The sequence below is a fragment of the Agriterribacter sp. genome, from assembly GCF_035445465.1.
Taxonomy (GTDB): Bacteria; Bacteroidota; Bacteroidia; order Chitinophagales; family Chitinophagaceae; genus Agriterribacter.
Genome location: NZ_DAOMQT010000075.1, coordinates 1 through 15,191 on the forward strand (window position 1 = coordinate 1; position 15,191 = coordinate 15,191).

Sequence of the window (15,191 nt, forward strand, 5' to 3'; positions counted from 1 at the left end):
TATTTAAGAAAATCTGCTTTATATTTTCTTCTGCCGTAGCCTTCTACTATTGTTGATGTTACGGATTTTGAAGAACGCCTTATTTGAGAGCCTTCCTCATACAATTCAAATTTTGGTAACGTCAGCGTGATCTTATGAATGTCAATTGCCAGTTGTTTTGATTCTGCATATATCTGCAGATCATGGTAATTTTTCATGGTTAAATATTTCAATAAAAATACAAAACAAACATTTTTGGTGTATTATGTATTCCCTTGCACACCCTGTAACTTGCAACTTGTACCCTGCAACACCTCTCTTCCCTGCACCCCCTGTAACTTGTAACCTGTAACACCTCCATGCAACCTGTACCCTGTAACCCGTAACCTGCAACACCTCCCTGCACCCTGTAACTTGTACCTTGTAACTTGCCACATCTCTCTGTACCCTGCAACGCGCCCTCACTCCTTTCCAATCCATTTCAAACAAACCGGCTTGCCCACTTCAATGCGGTTACCCGTATCTGTTAGCAACCCCGTTTGTGCATCTCTTTTAAAGATCACAATATTATCGCTTTCCTGGTTGGCAGCTAATAAATAGTTGCCCGATGGATCTATCGCGAAATTCCGGGGTATTTCTCCGAGGGATGACTGGTGCCCTGCTAAAGTAAGGGTTCCGTTCTGCTGGTTAATGCTATAGATCGCAATGGTATTGAACCCGCCCCGGTTGGAAGCGTATAAAAACTTCCCGTCTGCCGATACATGTATATCAGCGCTGCCAATAAAACCGGTATCATTGTCCTGCACCGAAGCGATTTGCTGTATATGTTTTAATTTCCCGTTGCTGTATTGAAATGCGTCTACCGCGCCGCCCATTTCTTCGATCACGTAAGCGTATTGGTTATTGGGATGAAAAGTGAGGTGCCTTGGTCCGCCGCCATCCTTTATTTTAGCAAAGGGTTGAACAGCAGGTTTTAACTTGCCGGTATTTGAATCGAAAGCATAGATCATAACCTTATCAATACCTAGGTCGGGTACAAATAACCATTTGTTATCTTCTGAAAGTATAGTACAGTGCACATGCGGCTTTGTCTGCCTTTCTTTGTTTACGCCGGAACCTCTGTGCTGTATGGTAGTAGTGGCTTTTCCCAGTTCGCCGGAAGCGCTTACGGGGAATACGGAGAGTGTTCCGCTGCTGTAATTGCCGGCAATTACCCATTTGCCTGTTTTGTCTGCCTGGATATAACAGGGTGCATCGCCGCCCGACAATTGTTTGTTGATTGCAGTGAGCCTGCCTGTTTTTTTATCGAATGAAAAAGCGCTCACTTCACCGCCGTTATCATTGTTCCCGTTTTCATTTGTGGCGTATACAAATTTCTCATCGGGGGAAACTGCCAGGAAAGAAGGGTTGGAGCTTTTAACATGGCTGATCTCCCTGTAGCTTCCGTCACTGCTGTTGAATTCAAATACATAAATACCTTCACTTTTGCCACCGGTATAAGTGCCGGTAATAAGATAATGCAATGGGGTGGATTGTGTCATGCCGGTAAAAAATAAAGCGGATAATAAAATAGTTAAAGCGGTTGATTTTATTTGCATAATAATCATGTGTTTAGTTCTTTCAGCGCTGTTATAACCCGGTTGTACGTTTCTTCCTCACTCAACATTTCCGGTTTAAACTTTTCGCCTGTTACTTTTTCAAACAATTCAATATACCTGTTGCTGATGGTTTGCACCCATTCCTCGCTCATTTCCGGAACGGTTTGTCCTTCTTTGCCCATAAAGTTATTGGCAATTAACCATTCCCGCACAAATTCTTTGCTCAGTTGTTTTTGGTGTTCTCCTTTTTGCTGCCGTTCTTCAAATCCATCAGCATAAAAATATCTCGAGGAATCGGGCGTATGTATCTCATCCATCAGGTAAATGGTATCGCCAATCTTTCCGAACTCATATTTCGTATCTGCAAGTATCAGTCCCTGCCTGGCGGCAATGGCTTTTCCTCTTTCAAATAACTGTAAAGTATAGGAAGAGAGGGTATTCCAGTCTTCTCCGGTTGCCAGGCCTTTGGCAATAATTTCTTCTTTGGATATATCTTCATCGTGCCCCTGCTCGGCCTTTGTTGCCGGCGTTATAATGGGCGAGGGGAAAGGATCATTTTCTTTTAATCCTTCAGGTAGTTTCACCCCGCATAGTATTCTTTCGCCGGTTCTGTATGTGCGCCAGGCGTGACCTACCAGGTGGCCCCTGACCACCATTTCCAATTTAAAAGGAACACATTTTTTACCTATAGCAACATTGGGTGCAGGTGTTGCAAGCAGCCAGTTCGGACAAATATCGGCTGTTGCTTCCAGCATGCGGGCGGCAATCTGGTTCAATACCTGTCCTTTATAAGGTATGGCACGGGGAAGAATAACATCAAATGCAGAAATGCGGTCGCTGGCAATCATAACCAGGAGGTCGTTACCAATGGTATATACATCACGTACTTTGCCTTTGTAAAAAGCGGTTTGCTGCGGAAACGAAAATTTGCCCATACGCGAAAATAAATAGCAGGTTCCATATGTCCAACTCGGTGCTACGAAATCGTTGTGGGAATGCCTGATTTGCGGCCATTAAACTACGCGAAGATTTTATAAATATCTTTTCGGTGGACAAATCTTGCTAAAAATTTCTTTAAAAATTCAACTTTCATTAGGCCGACAACTTTTTCATTATTTCTGAACGGCTTGCTTTTTTATCTTTATCAACCTCATGCATAAGTTTAGGCATCCCAATATCTTCCAGTTCATGTTGCGATAAAGCAGATGCTCCAATACCAGGTTTTTTAACAGGCCGGAGAGAAATTTAAATTTATTGTCGTTCCTGGGAAGTAATAACTAATGCTTTCGTAAGGTAAATATACTAAAAACGGAAAATGCCCATCGTTGACAGGGCAAACGCATCTAAATTTACGAAGAGCCGTAGGCTCGACACTATTTTGTAAAGTCGTGCTTTAGCACGGTTGTAAATGCGCCTTTGAGAAAATGAGTGCCATCGGCACGGTTCATCATGGCAACGAGCCTATGGCTCTCCCTAACTTTTTGCTGTTTTTTAAACGGGTTGAAACCCGTTTTTACAATATTTTTCGAGGCGGTTGCCTTGCCCACGTTGACAGTTATCATGCTGTTTTACCGGCATCTTTACTGGACTGTTTATTTTTAAACTTTTTATAGAAGAACCAGATCATGCCCAGCAGCACAATGTAGCAGCCGTAATTGAACAGGTCGTGGTGGTCCAGTGTTCGTCCGTGTTTCCAGCCCTGTTTCCATTCTTTCCAGTTGTTCTCCAGCGCGATCATCAGCAGGGCGGTACGGCAGCAGTTCAAAAACCATATTGCCAGAAATCCCCCGATGCCCCATTTGATCTTTTTCTTCCAGCCCATGCTGTTGGCAAGCACAAAAGCGGCCCAGAAACTGAATATGCCAAGCCCCACGCACTGCCAGTTCATAAAAAGACTGTGCCCGCCGGGTACTACAAGATACCTGGTGTTAACAACATGGGTATCCAGTCCAACCGCCTGTGTCATCAGGTTGGCTGTGTACATGATGCTCCCGGTGATCCAGTTAATATAATTTAAGTGTTCAACGAACCAGGCATTGTATGATTTACCGGGAATGGTAAGATCAACAAAAAACATATTGGTGTAATAGAACAATGCAAACAGCGCAATGAACTTCAGGAGAAATGAAAGATCAAAATAGCGGTTTATTTCCCTGCTTACGGATCTGATGAAAACTAACATAGTGTTCGGTAGTTTCAATGAATGATAGGGTATACGCTACAATAGCCAGTTACTTTGAAGAATATGTCGGGCGACAACCCTCCAAAGTAACCGGCATTTGATATATAGAATAGTTCTACAACCTATTCAACCTTTTTTAGATCATCCTGTGCTTTAGGTTCTTTTTTCCTTTTGTCGTATGCCTTCTTTGCGCCATAGGCAACTCCGGCGGCAATCAGCAGGCTTAATCCCCCGTCAATGGGTATTTCATCAGGATCTCCTCCGGGATCGGGTAACTGGGCTAATACCGAAGGCACATACATCAAAAGGGATACAACAGTTAAAACAGCAGTTGTCAAAAGGGGTTTTAGTTTCATAATAAACGTTTTATAAAATTTAAAAAGTGGTTACAGATTTATTTGTTCAAAAGTTTAATAACAGTACGCGAATCTTTTCCGGTTATCCTCAACTGGTAAATGCCGGCAGGTAATCTTCTTTCCAGGTCAAGCTTCTGGTTCAGGCTGCCACCTGCATGCTGAATGTTCCTGCGCAATACAACCTGTCCTGCGCTGTTCACCAGTTCAACCCTGTACATTCCGGCTGCTGAATTTTCAAACTGCAGGTTTACATTTCCATTGATGACCGGGTTGGGATATGCTTTGATCAGCGGCTTACTCAATATACCAGCATTGATTTCTCCCTTCCTTGTTAAAAGCACCACTTTAAACCTGTCGCAACTTGCGGAAGCCGCATCGGAATTAACCTGGAAGTATACCTGCGATACTTCGGATGTGTTTATCGTTGTAGAAGTATGCAGGTAATTGTCTTCAATGGTAGCCGAAACCACATCTGTAAGATCAATTGGATTGAACTCCAGGATATAGCTTCTTTCCGTTGTATTGGAAAGGTTGAGATAAAGCGTATCGCCGTTCTCACTTAACGGTGACCTTCTGTCTACCATCAGCGATTGCCCCTGCCGTATGATGGCCAGGTTTTCAAGCACATTGGGCATCTTGATGGCGTCCATATCATCTATAGCATCGGAGAAGTTGCGGCTGTAAGAAGTGAACGCTTCATCTAAGATATTTGTTCCGTCATCATTAATGGTTTGCAGGTTGATCCTTAACCCCTGTGCATTCTTTGCCGGGGCAAATACCAGTCCCTCATCTGCTGATTGCTCATTGCCCATAGCTGACTGCTGATCGCTGATCGCTGATCGCTGATCGCCTTCAGCCGATTGCCTGAACACATTCTGGGCAGGAGTTGCCGACTTGTCGGATTCTTTGATCACGATGCTTCCGGCTGCACCGGTAGATTGTACCAGGAATCCCTGGCCACTCTGAATATACTGGCTTTCGAGGCTAACCGAAGCCGGCGTTACATCATACCCCGTACCATTATAGCTGATATTTACATAAGCGCCTACGCCATAAGTGCCACCCATTTTTGGATCCCATACATAGAAGCTGTTATTCACATTCGTTCTGGTAATGGTTGCAAAATTGATGGGCGAAGCAAACGGGTTGGCAACAGCTGTAAAGCCTGAAGCACCAACAGGTATGGTTTGGTTACCGGTCAACAATGGCCCCGTTGCTCTCAGTGTTGTATTGTTGGCAGGAACCGTATTGTCTCTCATCACCAGACTTCTGTCGCCTCTTACAAACAGCATATAAGGCTTATTGGCAACTGTTGCTGTTTTTGTGTTGGTTACAGCCTGCAGTGCACCTGCGGCAGTAAAGCTTTTCAGTGATGAAGTGCTCTGACCAAGTATGTTCTGGTCAAAACCATTGGCTACTGTACCTACTGTTACGTAAGTGCCGTAACCTGGTGCAGGGTTAGGATTAGGTGATGCTGTGGTTACACCTTCCTGCCATGCCTGGTTAACCGTTTGATTACCGCCTACAGGAGCATTCATGAGCCGCCATGCCCTGCGTGCAGGTATATAGCGTTCTACAGTAACGTTACCGCTGATGCTTCCGCCAACCGGTGCCACACGGGCAGTATTGGTTGCATTGCTCTTGAGCGTTAATTTGTTACCGGTATTTAATGTACCATTTACAATATTGAGCACGTCATAAATACTTAACGCCGTTCCAATTGTTGCGGAAGCACCCGTTCCGGTACGGTTCAGCGTTAACATTTTTAAGCTGCTGCCGGCCCCTGCTGTAAAGTTCAGGTTACCCGGGCTGCCGCCATTGGCGCCGATGATAGCAAGATTTGAGGTGGTAGAACCGGTTAGTGTGCCCGCACCGGTTAGAGTAGTAATGGATAAAGTATATCCGTTGATCCTTAGCTGGCTGCCCGATGGGTTATTGAGTGTGCCGTAAACGGTCCAGTTGCCGGTCATGGTATAGGAGCCCGCACGGTTGGCCAGGTTAAAGATCTTACCATCGCCAAAGTCGGTTGGGTTGGCGCCGCTGCCATCAAGTTCTACGCCCCAGGTAAGTACATTATGCAAATTGCCCGCCGCTTTGGAATAGTATATATTGCTTGCGGTTTTCGTCCACGTAAATTTGGCCGGTGCGGTTATTGTACCTACAGATGCCACAATGTTGTCATCGCCAGCATTGGCGCCGGTATAACAAAACTTGGCTATACCGCTGGCGTTGGTATTGGCAAAGCCTGTGCTGCCCGGGTTAGCGCCGGTGATCGTAAAGTCTACCCGAACGCCCACCAGCGGATTGTTGAACTGATCCCTTACCAGGGCTTCCAGACAATGTTCTGTGCCCACAGCGCCTGTGCCTGTTAATGGGGTAACACTCAAATTGGTTACGCTGGCCACAGGAGCCAGCGACTGGCCACCGGGATAGCCGTAAGAGTCGTAGCTGTCGTATCCGTAAACAAAAATGCCGAAGGGAAGATTAGAGCCATTGATCGTATGCGAGCCCAGGGAGATATTCAATTGTGCTCCGCTGAAGCCGGTAGAGCCGATCGGTGAAAATGATGCGGGTGGTATAACCACGCCGTCTAACCTTAATGCTCCCACTGCAGCAGCGGGCGCCACTACATTTACATAGTTACCGCTAAAGCCCGATGCGGGAGTAGAAAAAGTATAGTTCCCGAGAAACTGCTCATAGGGCGTTATGAGCATCATAAACGGATCGGATGTAACATTATCAAAGCTGCTGCTGTTGGAATATTGTGCAACCAAAATAGGGTTGTTGGATTTGATCTGGGAAGCAGTAGTAAGTATGGTTTCAAACAACTGTCCTTTATTCAAGTTGGCAACAACAGCGCCATTTACTTCAACGGTAGTGCCATTGGCCGATGCCAGGAAGCGAAACGTGTCTCCCCTGGTTCGTGTTTTCAGCGGAACGGAAATAAAGTTTTTACCCCATGCCGTGGTAGGTGGAAGTTGCTCAATAATGTGATCGCAGGCTACATACCCCATAGGAATATTAGCGCATTGCATACCTCCAAAAACGGCAATGGGTTTATTGGAAGTAATCAATGATCCCGAAAGATCCTGGGGCGCAGCATCCGTATTGCGTAAGAGATAGGTCTGCCCCTGGTTAAGAACAATATTATACGGAACGCCTGCGGGTCTTCCGCTGGTGGTAACAGTGGGCGTAATGGTAACCGTGGTGGCATTTTGTGCCGCTACAATGCCAAACTGTGTGCTATTAACAATATTGGTGTTTTTATAACCCAAATTAATATAAGAAGTGCCCAGTATGTCTGTGGGTAATGCGAGGTAGGCATCAGTAGTAGCCTGGTACCTGTTCAATCCGTATACCGTAACTTCCTTGCCCGCAACAACATGAATGCCCTTGTTTTCTATCACGTCCGAGGCATTCAGTTCAAGTGTACCCGTAGGTAAAGTAACGGTAGTTACCGTGCCGGGTGTAACGGTAAAATTGGTACTAAAGCCCGTTCCCGGAGCGGACACGGTACCGGTAGTGCTTTCATCCCCGCTAATAAAAAAAGAGAGCGCGCCGGGACTGTAATTACCCGGGAAGGCAAGCCAGAAGTCGGTGCCTTTGCTGTCGGGCGCCTGGGCGTTGGCAGCAATGAAAAAAGTACTTAAAAAGAAAGAAAAGCAGAATGACAGAAAGCCTTTTTTCAAAGACGGAAGGAAGTGAAATTGTTTCATACATGTTGCGATTGTTGGTGATAGGATTTTTAATTGATCTTACTTACGGTTACATCTTTGTAATGGAAGTTTGAAATAACTGCTATATAGGTAGGGATGGCATTGCCGGCAAGAACTACCAGTGCTTTATGGGTGGGGTTGCCACAATCAGACTCAAACGTTTCACCGGGTTGAACAACTGTTTTTTTTACCCCGCCGTAGCCCTCAACTGCTTTTTCTGCCTGAGTTTCGAAAGTTTCTTTCCATGATACTTCCACCGGGTACCTGTTCTTATTATTCATTTTCAGGAATACCGCACTGCTGCCCTTGCATGGCGATATAGCGTAGAAAAGTTCTACGCCGCCCACCGTTTTATCGTGTTGCCAGTTCAGGTCTTGCTCCGGTGAAGACAGGGGATCGTTATAGTTGTTGCTGAACGTGTGCAGAAGGGGAGAGAGTAATAAAGTAATGATGATCAGTAAAGTTTTACCCTTCGGGCTGCAATACGGCGTGGAAGCCATAATAGTAGCAGTCTCAAAAAAACTTTTCATGGAGAACCTGTTAAAGTTAAATGGTATAATGAATTGACCGCTTAGACCGTCACTTCAGCATTAAATCTGAAATGTTTTCAAAACATATTGGAGGCAAACCATAGAATAATCGGTAGTAAACCGGATTTACATGGGATATCGCGCGGACAGAGCTGAAAATAATGAAAGAAACTTTGGGATATGATTTTAAAATTGAGGTTTAAGCAGGGGATACCGTACTTAAATAATGAATGTGGAATAAAGTAAGCAGGTCTTAAGGAGGTACAGATTTAAACCGGAGTTAAACGTAGAAAAATTTTTTTACAAAATGAAATTTTCAGGAAACTAAATTTAAATAAATAATGCTGTTTATTTTTTAATGATATCAATTGGTCGTGTCGCCTGTTACCCTATTGGAGCCGGATAATGCGAACCCTTTACATATATCCGCCATAAAGCCGGTATGTAAAAGAGGGACTTAAATTTTTATACTATACTAACAATCGTTAATTTGCCGGCAACATCTTTTAACTCAATTTGCTTATTATGAAAAAAACATTCCGTTACTCCACGGCCTTGTTGCTACTATTGTTTTCCCTCAACTCCTTTTCGCAGAGCAATATCCTTTCAGGCACCGTTAAAAACAGTGCCAGCAAAGAGTTTATAAGCGCTGTTTCCGTAATTATCAAAGGCACTACGGAAGGCACTTTCAGCGACTCGCGCGGTAATTTTAAATTAACCACCGGCAAACCACTGCCATTGACCCTGGTTTTTTCTTCCATAGGCTTTGAAGCCAGGGAACTGGAGATTACCGGAACGGATGCTGTAGAAGTGGAACTTACCCCTTCCTCTGTGTTGGGAGAAGAGATAGTGGTTGCCGCTACCCGCACTGCTACAAGGGCTATGGAGTCGCCCGTAACCATTGAAAGGGTAAGCGCAGCTAATATCCGCAATACACCTGCCACCAGCTACTATGATATGGTAGCGCAGCTAAAGGGTGTTGACGTTACCACCTCATCCCTCACCTTTAAAACACCCAGTACCCGCGGATTTAATTTCTCCGGTAATACCCGTCTTAACCAGTTGGTGGATGGGATGGATAACCAGGCGCCCGGACTTAATTTTCCCGTAGGGAACTTTACTGGGCTTACCGAGCTGGATGTTGACAATATGGAATTGCTGCCGGGGGCTTCATCGGCATTGTATGGATCAGGCGGTGTGAACGGAACATTGCTGATCAACAGCAAGGATCCCTTTAAATACCAGGGATTGAGCTTCCAGATTAAAACGGGGATGAATCATGTGGATAAAAGCCAGCGCAGTAAGCCCGGTTGGTATAACGACTGGTCGGCACGCTGGGCCAAAGCCTTTAATAATAAATTCGCCTTTAAAGTGGGCTTTCAGCTGGTGCAGGCCAAAGACTGGATTGCCAATAGTACACAGGATTATGACCGGCTTACCCGCAAAACATTACCAGGTAACCGGCAAACTGACCCCAATTACGATGGTATAAATGTATATGGTGATGAAACCAATATGCGCGATAATGGATTTAGCATGAAAAGCCTGGCCCAGTTAGTGCAGGGTCAAACACAGCAGGGTGTACTGGCGGCAACAGGGGGTACCGTAGATATAGTTCAGATCATGAATGCGGTATTGCCTCCCAATGCAACGCCTGCTCAAATTGGAGGCTTTATAGGAACCCTGCCTGCAGCCTTGCAGGGTCCGGTTACCAATATGGTGCCTTTTTATTTTGGGTTGAGAAATGATATCATTCCGGAAGCCAGCGCATCACGTACGGGATATGCCGAAAGCGATATGGTAAACCCTAATACGATAAACTTTAAATTATCGGGAAGCCTGCATTATAAGATTACTTCAGATCTCGAAGCTTCGCTTACCGGCTATTTCGGAACCGGAAGTACGGTATACACCGGAAGCGACAGGTATTCCCTGAAAGATGCTAAAATAGGACAGTATAAGCTGGAGCTGCGAAGCAAAAACTGGTTCGTACGTGGCTACACCACGCAGGAAAATGCCGGGGAAGCCTATAATGCTACCATAACCGCCCGCAGGTTAAATGAAGCATGGAAGTCCAGCACGCAGTGGTTCCCCGAATATGTAGCTGCTTTTGTGCAGGCAAGGGGAGCCGGAGCCGATGAAGCTGCCGCACATGCCGCGGCACGGGCGTTTGCCGACCAGGGCCGCCCGGCAGCAGGTTCTACCGCGTTCAAACAATTATTCGACCAGGTACGTTCTACACCCATACCTGCAGGTGGATTATTTTTAGATCGCAGCGATCTGTGGATGACGGAAGGACAATATAATTTTAAAGAAGTAATTCCTTTTGTAGAACTGATAGTAGGCGGATCGTGGAAACAATATGTATTGAATTCACAGGGTACATTGTTCATTGATTATGACGGTCCCATAAAAATTAACGAATACGGCGCTTACGGCCAGCTTACCAAAAAGCTGATCAACGATCGTTTAATCTTAAGCGTTTCAGGACGTTACGATAAAAACGACAATTTCAAAGGAAGGTTCACCCCGAGGGCTTCGGCTGTGGTGAAGCTGGCAGATGATCATAATATTCGCCTGAGCTATCAAACCGCTTACCGCTTCCCTTCCACGCAGCAGCAATACATCAATCTTGAAATAGGCGGCGGACAGTTTTTGATTGGGGGATTGCCATGGATTCACGATGCCAGCCTTCCAGGCGGAAGGCCTGGTCCCAACCTAAACGCTCAAAATTCAGTGCGCCTGGATAATAACGCGCAGCCCTTAGGCGCCTACAACCCACGGGAATTAAAGCCGGAAAGTGTAGCATCTTATGAAATAGGATATAAGGGGCTGATCGCAAAAAAATTACTGGTTGATGTATATTATTATACAGGTGAGTACGACAATTTTATAGGAAGAACCCTGGTAGCCAGGCAGGTCTCTCCCCAGCAAACCCAGATCTATTCTATCGTAGAAAATGCGGCCACCATGTCTGCTTCCGGTGGGGGTGATGTAAAAATTGATCCCATTAAGGTTAAAACATCCGGCTATGGCATAGGGCTGGATTATCGCTTAAACAGCGGACTTTCTGTTTTTGCCAATTATTTTCATGATGAACTGGGTGATGTACCTGCAGATTTTATTGCCAATTTTAATACACCCGATCACCGCATAAATTTTGGTGTGGGGCATGCGGGGTTCGGAAAAAATAAACGGGTGGTATTTAATGTTACCGGCCGCTGGCAAACCGATTTTTTATGGGAGGCCGATTTTGCTACCGGTACCGTTCCTTCCTTTTTTACGATGGATGCCATGGTTGGATACCGCTTTCCGGCAATTGGTTCCTTAGTTAAGCTGGGCGCTACCAATGTGCTGAACAAATATTATATGAACGGGTTTGGTAACCCGGAAATAGGAGGATTATATTATGTGAGCTTTGCATACAATGTTTTTTAAACTGCTGCGTTATTTAAAAAACACACACTAAAAAAAGCCCCGGTGCCTCAAAAAAATGGCGTCGGGGTTTATTTTTGATGTATTTTGATACATTTATTCGCGTATTCGTAGCTATATTCAAATAGCGGATAGCCATTATATCTTTTCATCCGAATCAAAAAATCATGAACAGGCGTTTCATCTCTTCTGTGCTTTTGATGTTCCTTTTATTGATGGTGCCGTTTACATTTGGTTTCAAATCGTTTACGGGCTCTGCTCCATATAACAATGAACAACCTAATATCATTATCATCTTTATGGATGATATGGGCTATGGCGATCTTGAATGTTATGGTGGATTTCCATACCATACACCTAATATTAATAAACTCGCGGTGCAGGGTATGCGCTTTACTAATTTTTATGCGGCCCAGGCGGTTTGCAGCGCCTCAAGAGCGGCATTGCTTACAGGTTGCTATCCCAACCGTGTGGGTATTCATGGTGCACTTTTTCCATGGAGTACAATTGCACTAAACCCCGATGAGGAAACCATAGCAGAGCTGTTGAAAGCCAAAGGATACAGCACAGGCATGGTGGGCAAGTGGCACCTGGGTCAAAAAGAACCCTTCTTTCCATTACAACAGGGCTTTGATGAATGGCTCGGACTGCCTTACTCCAATGATATGTGGCCGGTGAACTACGATGGGAAACCCATAACGGATACGGCCGACCGTAAATCACGCTATCCTCCTTTGCCGCTCATGGATGGTAATAAAAAAATAAGAGAGATCAAAACATTAAATGACCAGGAGGAACTAACCGGCTTATATACGGAAAGGGCTAAACGATTTATAAAACAAAACAAAGCTCATCCATTTTTTCTGTATCTCGCGCATTCCATGCCGCATGTGCCCATTGCCGCGTCACCGGCGTTTAAAGGGAAAAGTGGCGCAGGGTTGTTTGGCGATATGATAGAAGAAGTAGACTGGTCGGTTGGTGAAATCATGCATACCCTCGAAGAACAGGGATTGACAGAGAATACCCTGGTTGTTTTTACCAGCGATAATGGACCCTGGCTCACTTTTGGTAATCATGCCGGCAATACCGCCGGGTTAAGGGAAGGGAAAGGAACCGCATGGGAAGGGGGCCAAAGAGTACCCTGCATCATGCGTTGGCCCGCAGTTATACCTGCGGGAACCATTTGTAACAATATGGCTTCCACCATTGATCTGCTGCCCACTATTGCAGATATATGTAAAACGAAACAACCGGTACATAAAATTGACGGTGTAAATATATTGCCGCTAATGCAGCATAAAAATGGCGCCAACCCAAGAAATGAGCTGGTATATTATTATGATGCCAATAATTTAAAATGTATCCGTGCAGGACAGTGGAAGCTGGTTTTTCAGGGTCATTCGCAAACCTATAAAAAAACGGTTATGGGTAACGATGGCTGGCCCGGTAAGTATGCAAGTGATACTGTGCACCTGGCTTTGTACGACCTGCGTACAGATCCCGGTGAAACGCTGGACGTAAAAGCGCAGCATCCTGAAGTGGTGGAACAGCTTAATGCGATAGCAGACCGGTATAGAAAAGAATTGGGAGATGATCTTACAGGTATAAAAGGGGAGGGCAGAAGAACAGCCGCTGTTGTATCATTAAATTAAATATTTCTTCTCCGCATAAAGACAACAGATGAAAAAAAGTATGTTCCTTATAGCAGCAATATTTTTATTAAAAGGGATGTTTGCCCAGCAGCATCCTAATATTGTATTCATTTATGCCGATGACCTGGGTTACGGCGACCTGAGCTGTTACGGCGCTGCGCAAATTCAAACACCTCATATAGACAAACTCGCCAAAGAAGGGCTTCGGTTTACCAATGCTTATGCCACTTCCGCTACCTGCACACCTTCCAGGTTTTCATTAATGACAGGCACCTATGCCTGGCGGAAAAAAGGAACCGGCATAGCGCCGGGAAATGCTTCGCTGATTATACCGGTTGATAAAATTACACTCCCTGCTGTTCTTAAAAGAGCGGGGTATCAAACAGCCATTGTAGGTAAATGGCATTTAGGATTGGGTGGCCCCGAAGGCCCGGATTGGAATGGTGAAATAAAACCCGGTCCCCGGGAAGTTGGATTCGACTATTCTTTTATTTTACCTGCAACGGTTGACAGGGTACCCTGCGTGTACGTAGAAAATCATCATGTAGCAGGGCTTGATCCGGCGGATCCCATACAGGTGAGCTATAAAGAAAAGACAGGAGACTGGCCTACGGGTAAAGATCATCCTGAATTGCTGAAGCTGAAACCTTCTCACGGTCATGATCAAACGATCATAAACGGCATCAGCCGTATCGGCTATATGATCGGTGGTAAAAACGCCTTATGGAAAGATGAAGACATAGCGGATGTGCTCACGGAGCGCTCAAAGCAATTTATTATTGAGCACCGGTCCCGGCCTTTTTTCCTGCTGTTAACAACGCATGATATACATGTGCCGAGAACGCCACATGGCAGGTTTGCAGGGCAAAGCAGCATGGGCGCCAGGGGCGATGTGATTCTGCAATTGGATGCTACAGTAGGGCAAATTACCCGAACGCTTGACAGCCTTGGCCTATCGGAGAACACCATTGTAATTTTCAGCAGCGATAACGGGCCGGTAGTGGATGACGGCTACCAGGACAACGCTGTTCAAAAGCTCAACGGTCATCGCCCTTCCGGAGATTTGCGCGGGGGGAAATACAGCGCCTTTGAGGCCGGAACAAGAGTGCCGTTTATAGTGAAATGGCCGGCTGCTATAGCTGCAGGAAGGGTGTCGGATGCCTTATTCAGCCAGGTGGATATGCTGGCTTCCTTTGCAACGCTTACACAACAAGCGCTGGCAGAGGATGAGGCAACGGATAGTTTTGACAGGCTCCCTGTTTTACTCGGGAAGTCAAAAAAAGACAGGCCTTATATTGTTGAGCACGCTAATGCGCTTTCTGTTATAAAAGGGCACTGGAAATATATTGAACCCAAAGCGGGAGCGGCAAAAAACAATGATGTGAATATTGAGCTGGGCAATGCCATGCAGCCGCAATTGTATGATCTTTCAAAAGATACCGGCGAAAAGAATAACCTCGCTTCAAAAAATTCTTCCCGCGTAAAAGAACTTTCCGCATTGCTGGAAACAATCAGGCAGAGCGATAATGAGCGCAAACGCAACTAAACTTACTACTCACCACTTTCCTGTCATACATTAAACCTGAAGTGCATGATATCCCCGTCTTCCACCACGTAATCTTTTCCCTGCACGGCTAATTTGCCGGCATCGCGGCATGCGGCTTCCGATTTGTACTGGATAAAGTCGTTGTATTTGATCACTTCCGCACGGATAAAGCCTTTTTCAAAATCGGTATGTATTAC

The 15,191-nt window shown here is 45.4% G+C and carries 12 protein-coding genes; 3 read left to right on the forward strand and 9 right to left on the reverse strand.

What is annotated here, in order from left to right; all coding sequences use genetic code 11:
• The 8 genes from PLE34_RS20185 to PLE34_RS20220 all read right to left on the reverse strand — a co-directional run.
• Positions 1-197 (reverse strand): four helix bundle protein (locus PLE34_RS20185; RefSeq protein ID WP_324559963.1); only part of this gene is annotated, 197 nt, incomplete at its 3' end.
• A gap of 243 nt (positions 198-440) precedes the next feature.
• Positions 441-1,577, reverse strand: coding sequence for a lactonase family protein (locus tag PLE34_RS20190; protein WP_324559965.1), 1,137 nt, complete (start codon positions 1,575-1,577; stop codon positions 441-443).
• A 5-nt stretch (positions 1,578-1,582) separates the two neighbouring features.
• Positions 1,583-2,512, reverse strand: a complete 930-nt coding sequence (locus tag PLE34_RS20195) for a phosphoribosylaminoimidazolesuccinocarboxamide synthase (protein WP_324559967.1) — start codon at positions 2,510-2,512, stop codon at positions 1,583-1,585.
• Positions 2,513-2,950: 438 nt separating this feature from the next.
• Positions 2,951-3,139, reverse strand: a complete 189-nt coding sequence (locus tag PLE34_RS20200; RefSeq protein ID WP_324559969.1) for a hypothetical protein — start codon at positions 3,137-3,139, stop codon at positions 2,951-2,953.
• Positions 3,136-3,759, reverse strand: a complete 624-nt coding sequence (locus PLE34_RS20205) for a hypothetical protein (protein ID WP_324559971.1) — start codon at positions 3,757-3,759, stop codon at positions 3,136-3,138. The genes PLE34_RS20200 and PLE34_RS20205 overlap by 4 nt, the downstream gene beginning before the upstream one ends.
• A 122-nt stretch (positions 3,760-3,881) precedes the next feature.
• Positions 3,882-4,115 (reverse strand): Fjoh_0651 family PID-CTERM protein, encoded by a 234-nt coding sequence (locus PLE34_RS20210; RefSeq protein WP_324559973.1) that lies wholly within the window; start codon positions 4,113-4,115, stop codon positions 3,882-3,884.
• A 38-nt stretch (positions 4,116-4,153) separates the two neighbouring features.
• Positions 4,154-7,831, reverse strand: a complete 3,678-nt coding sequence (locus PLE34_RS20215) for a T9SS type A sorting domain-containing protein (protein ID WP_324559975.1) — start codon at positions 7,829-7,831, stop codon at positions 4,154-4,156.
• A 29-nt stretch (positions 7,832-7,860) separates the two neighbouring features.
• Entirely contained in the window at positions 7,861-8,361 is a 501-nt protein-coding gene (locus tag PLE34_RS20220) for a hypothetical protein (RefSeq protein WP_324559977.1), read from the reverse strand.
• Positions 8,362-8,886: 525 nt separating this feature from the next.
• Between PLE34_RS20220 and PLE34_RS20225 the strand changes: the two genes are divergently transcribed.
• From PLE34_RS20225 to PLE34_RS20235, 3 genes are all read left to right on the forward strand, one after another.
• Positions 8,887-11,799: a TonB-dependent receptor gene (locus PLE34_RS20225; protein WP_324559979.1), complete on the forward strand. Its 2,913-nt coding sequence runs from the start codon at positions 8,887-8,889 to the stop codon at positions 11,797-11,799.
• A 164-nt stretch (positions 11,800-11,963) separates the two neighbouring features.
• Complete coding sequence (locus PLE34_RS20230) at positions 11,964-13,448, forward strand: sulfatase family protein (protein WP_324559981.1); 1,485 nt, start codon at positions 11,964-11,966, stop codon at positions 13,446-13,448.
• A 28-nt stretch (positions 13,449-13,476) separates the two neighbouring features.
• A complete protein-coding gene (locus PLE34_RS20235) occupies positions 13,477-14,994 on the forward strand; it encodes a sulfatase family protein (protein ID WP_324559983.1) in 1,518 nt (505 codons plus the stop codon).
• Positions 14,995-15,017: 23 nt separating this feature from the next.
• Here the strand turns inward: PLE34_RS20235 and PLE34_RS20240 are convergent, their stop codons facing one another.
• Positions 15,018-15,188: a DUF933 domain-containing protein gene (locus tag PLE34_RS20240; protein WP_324559985.1), complete on the reverse strand. Its 171-nt coding sequence runs from the start codon at positions 15,186-15,188 to the stop codon at positions 15,018-15,020.
• Positions 15,189-15,191: the final 3 nt, after the last annotated feature.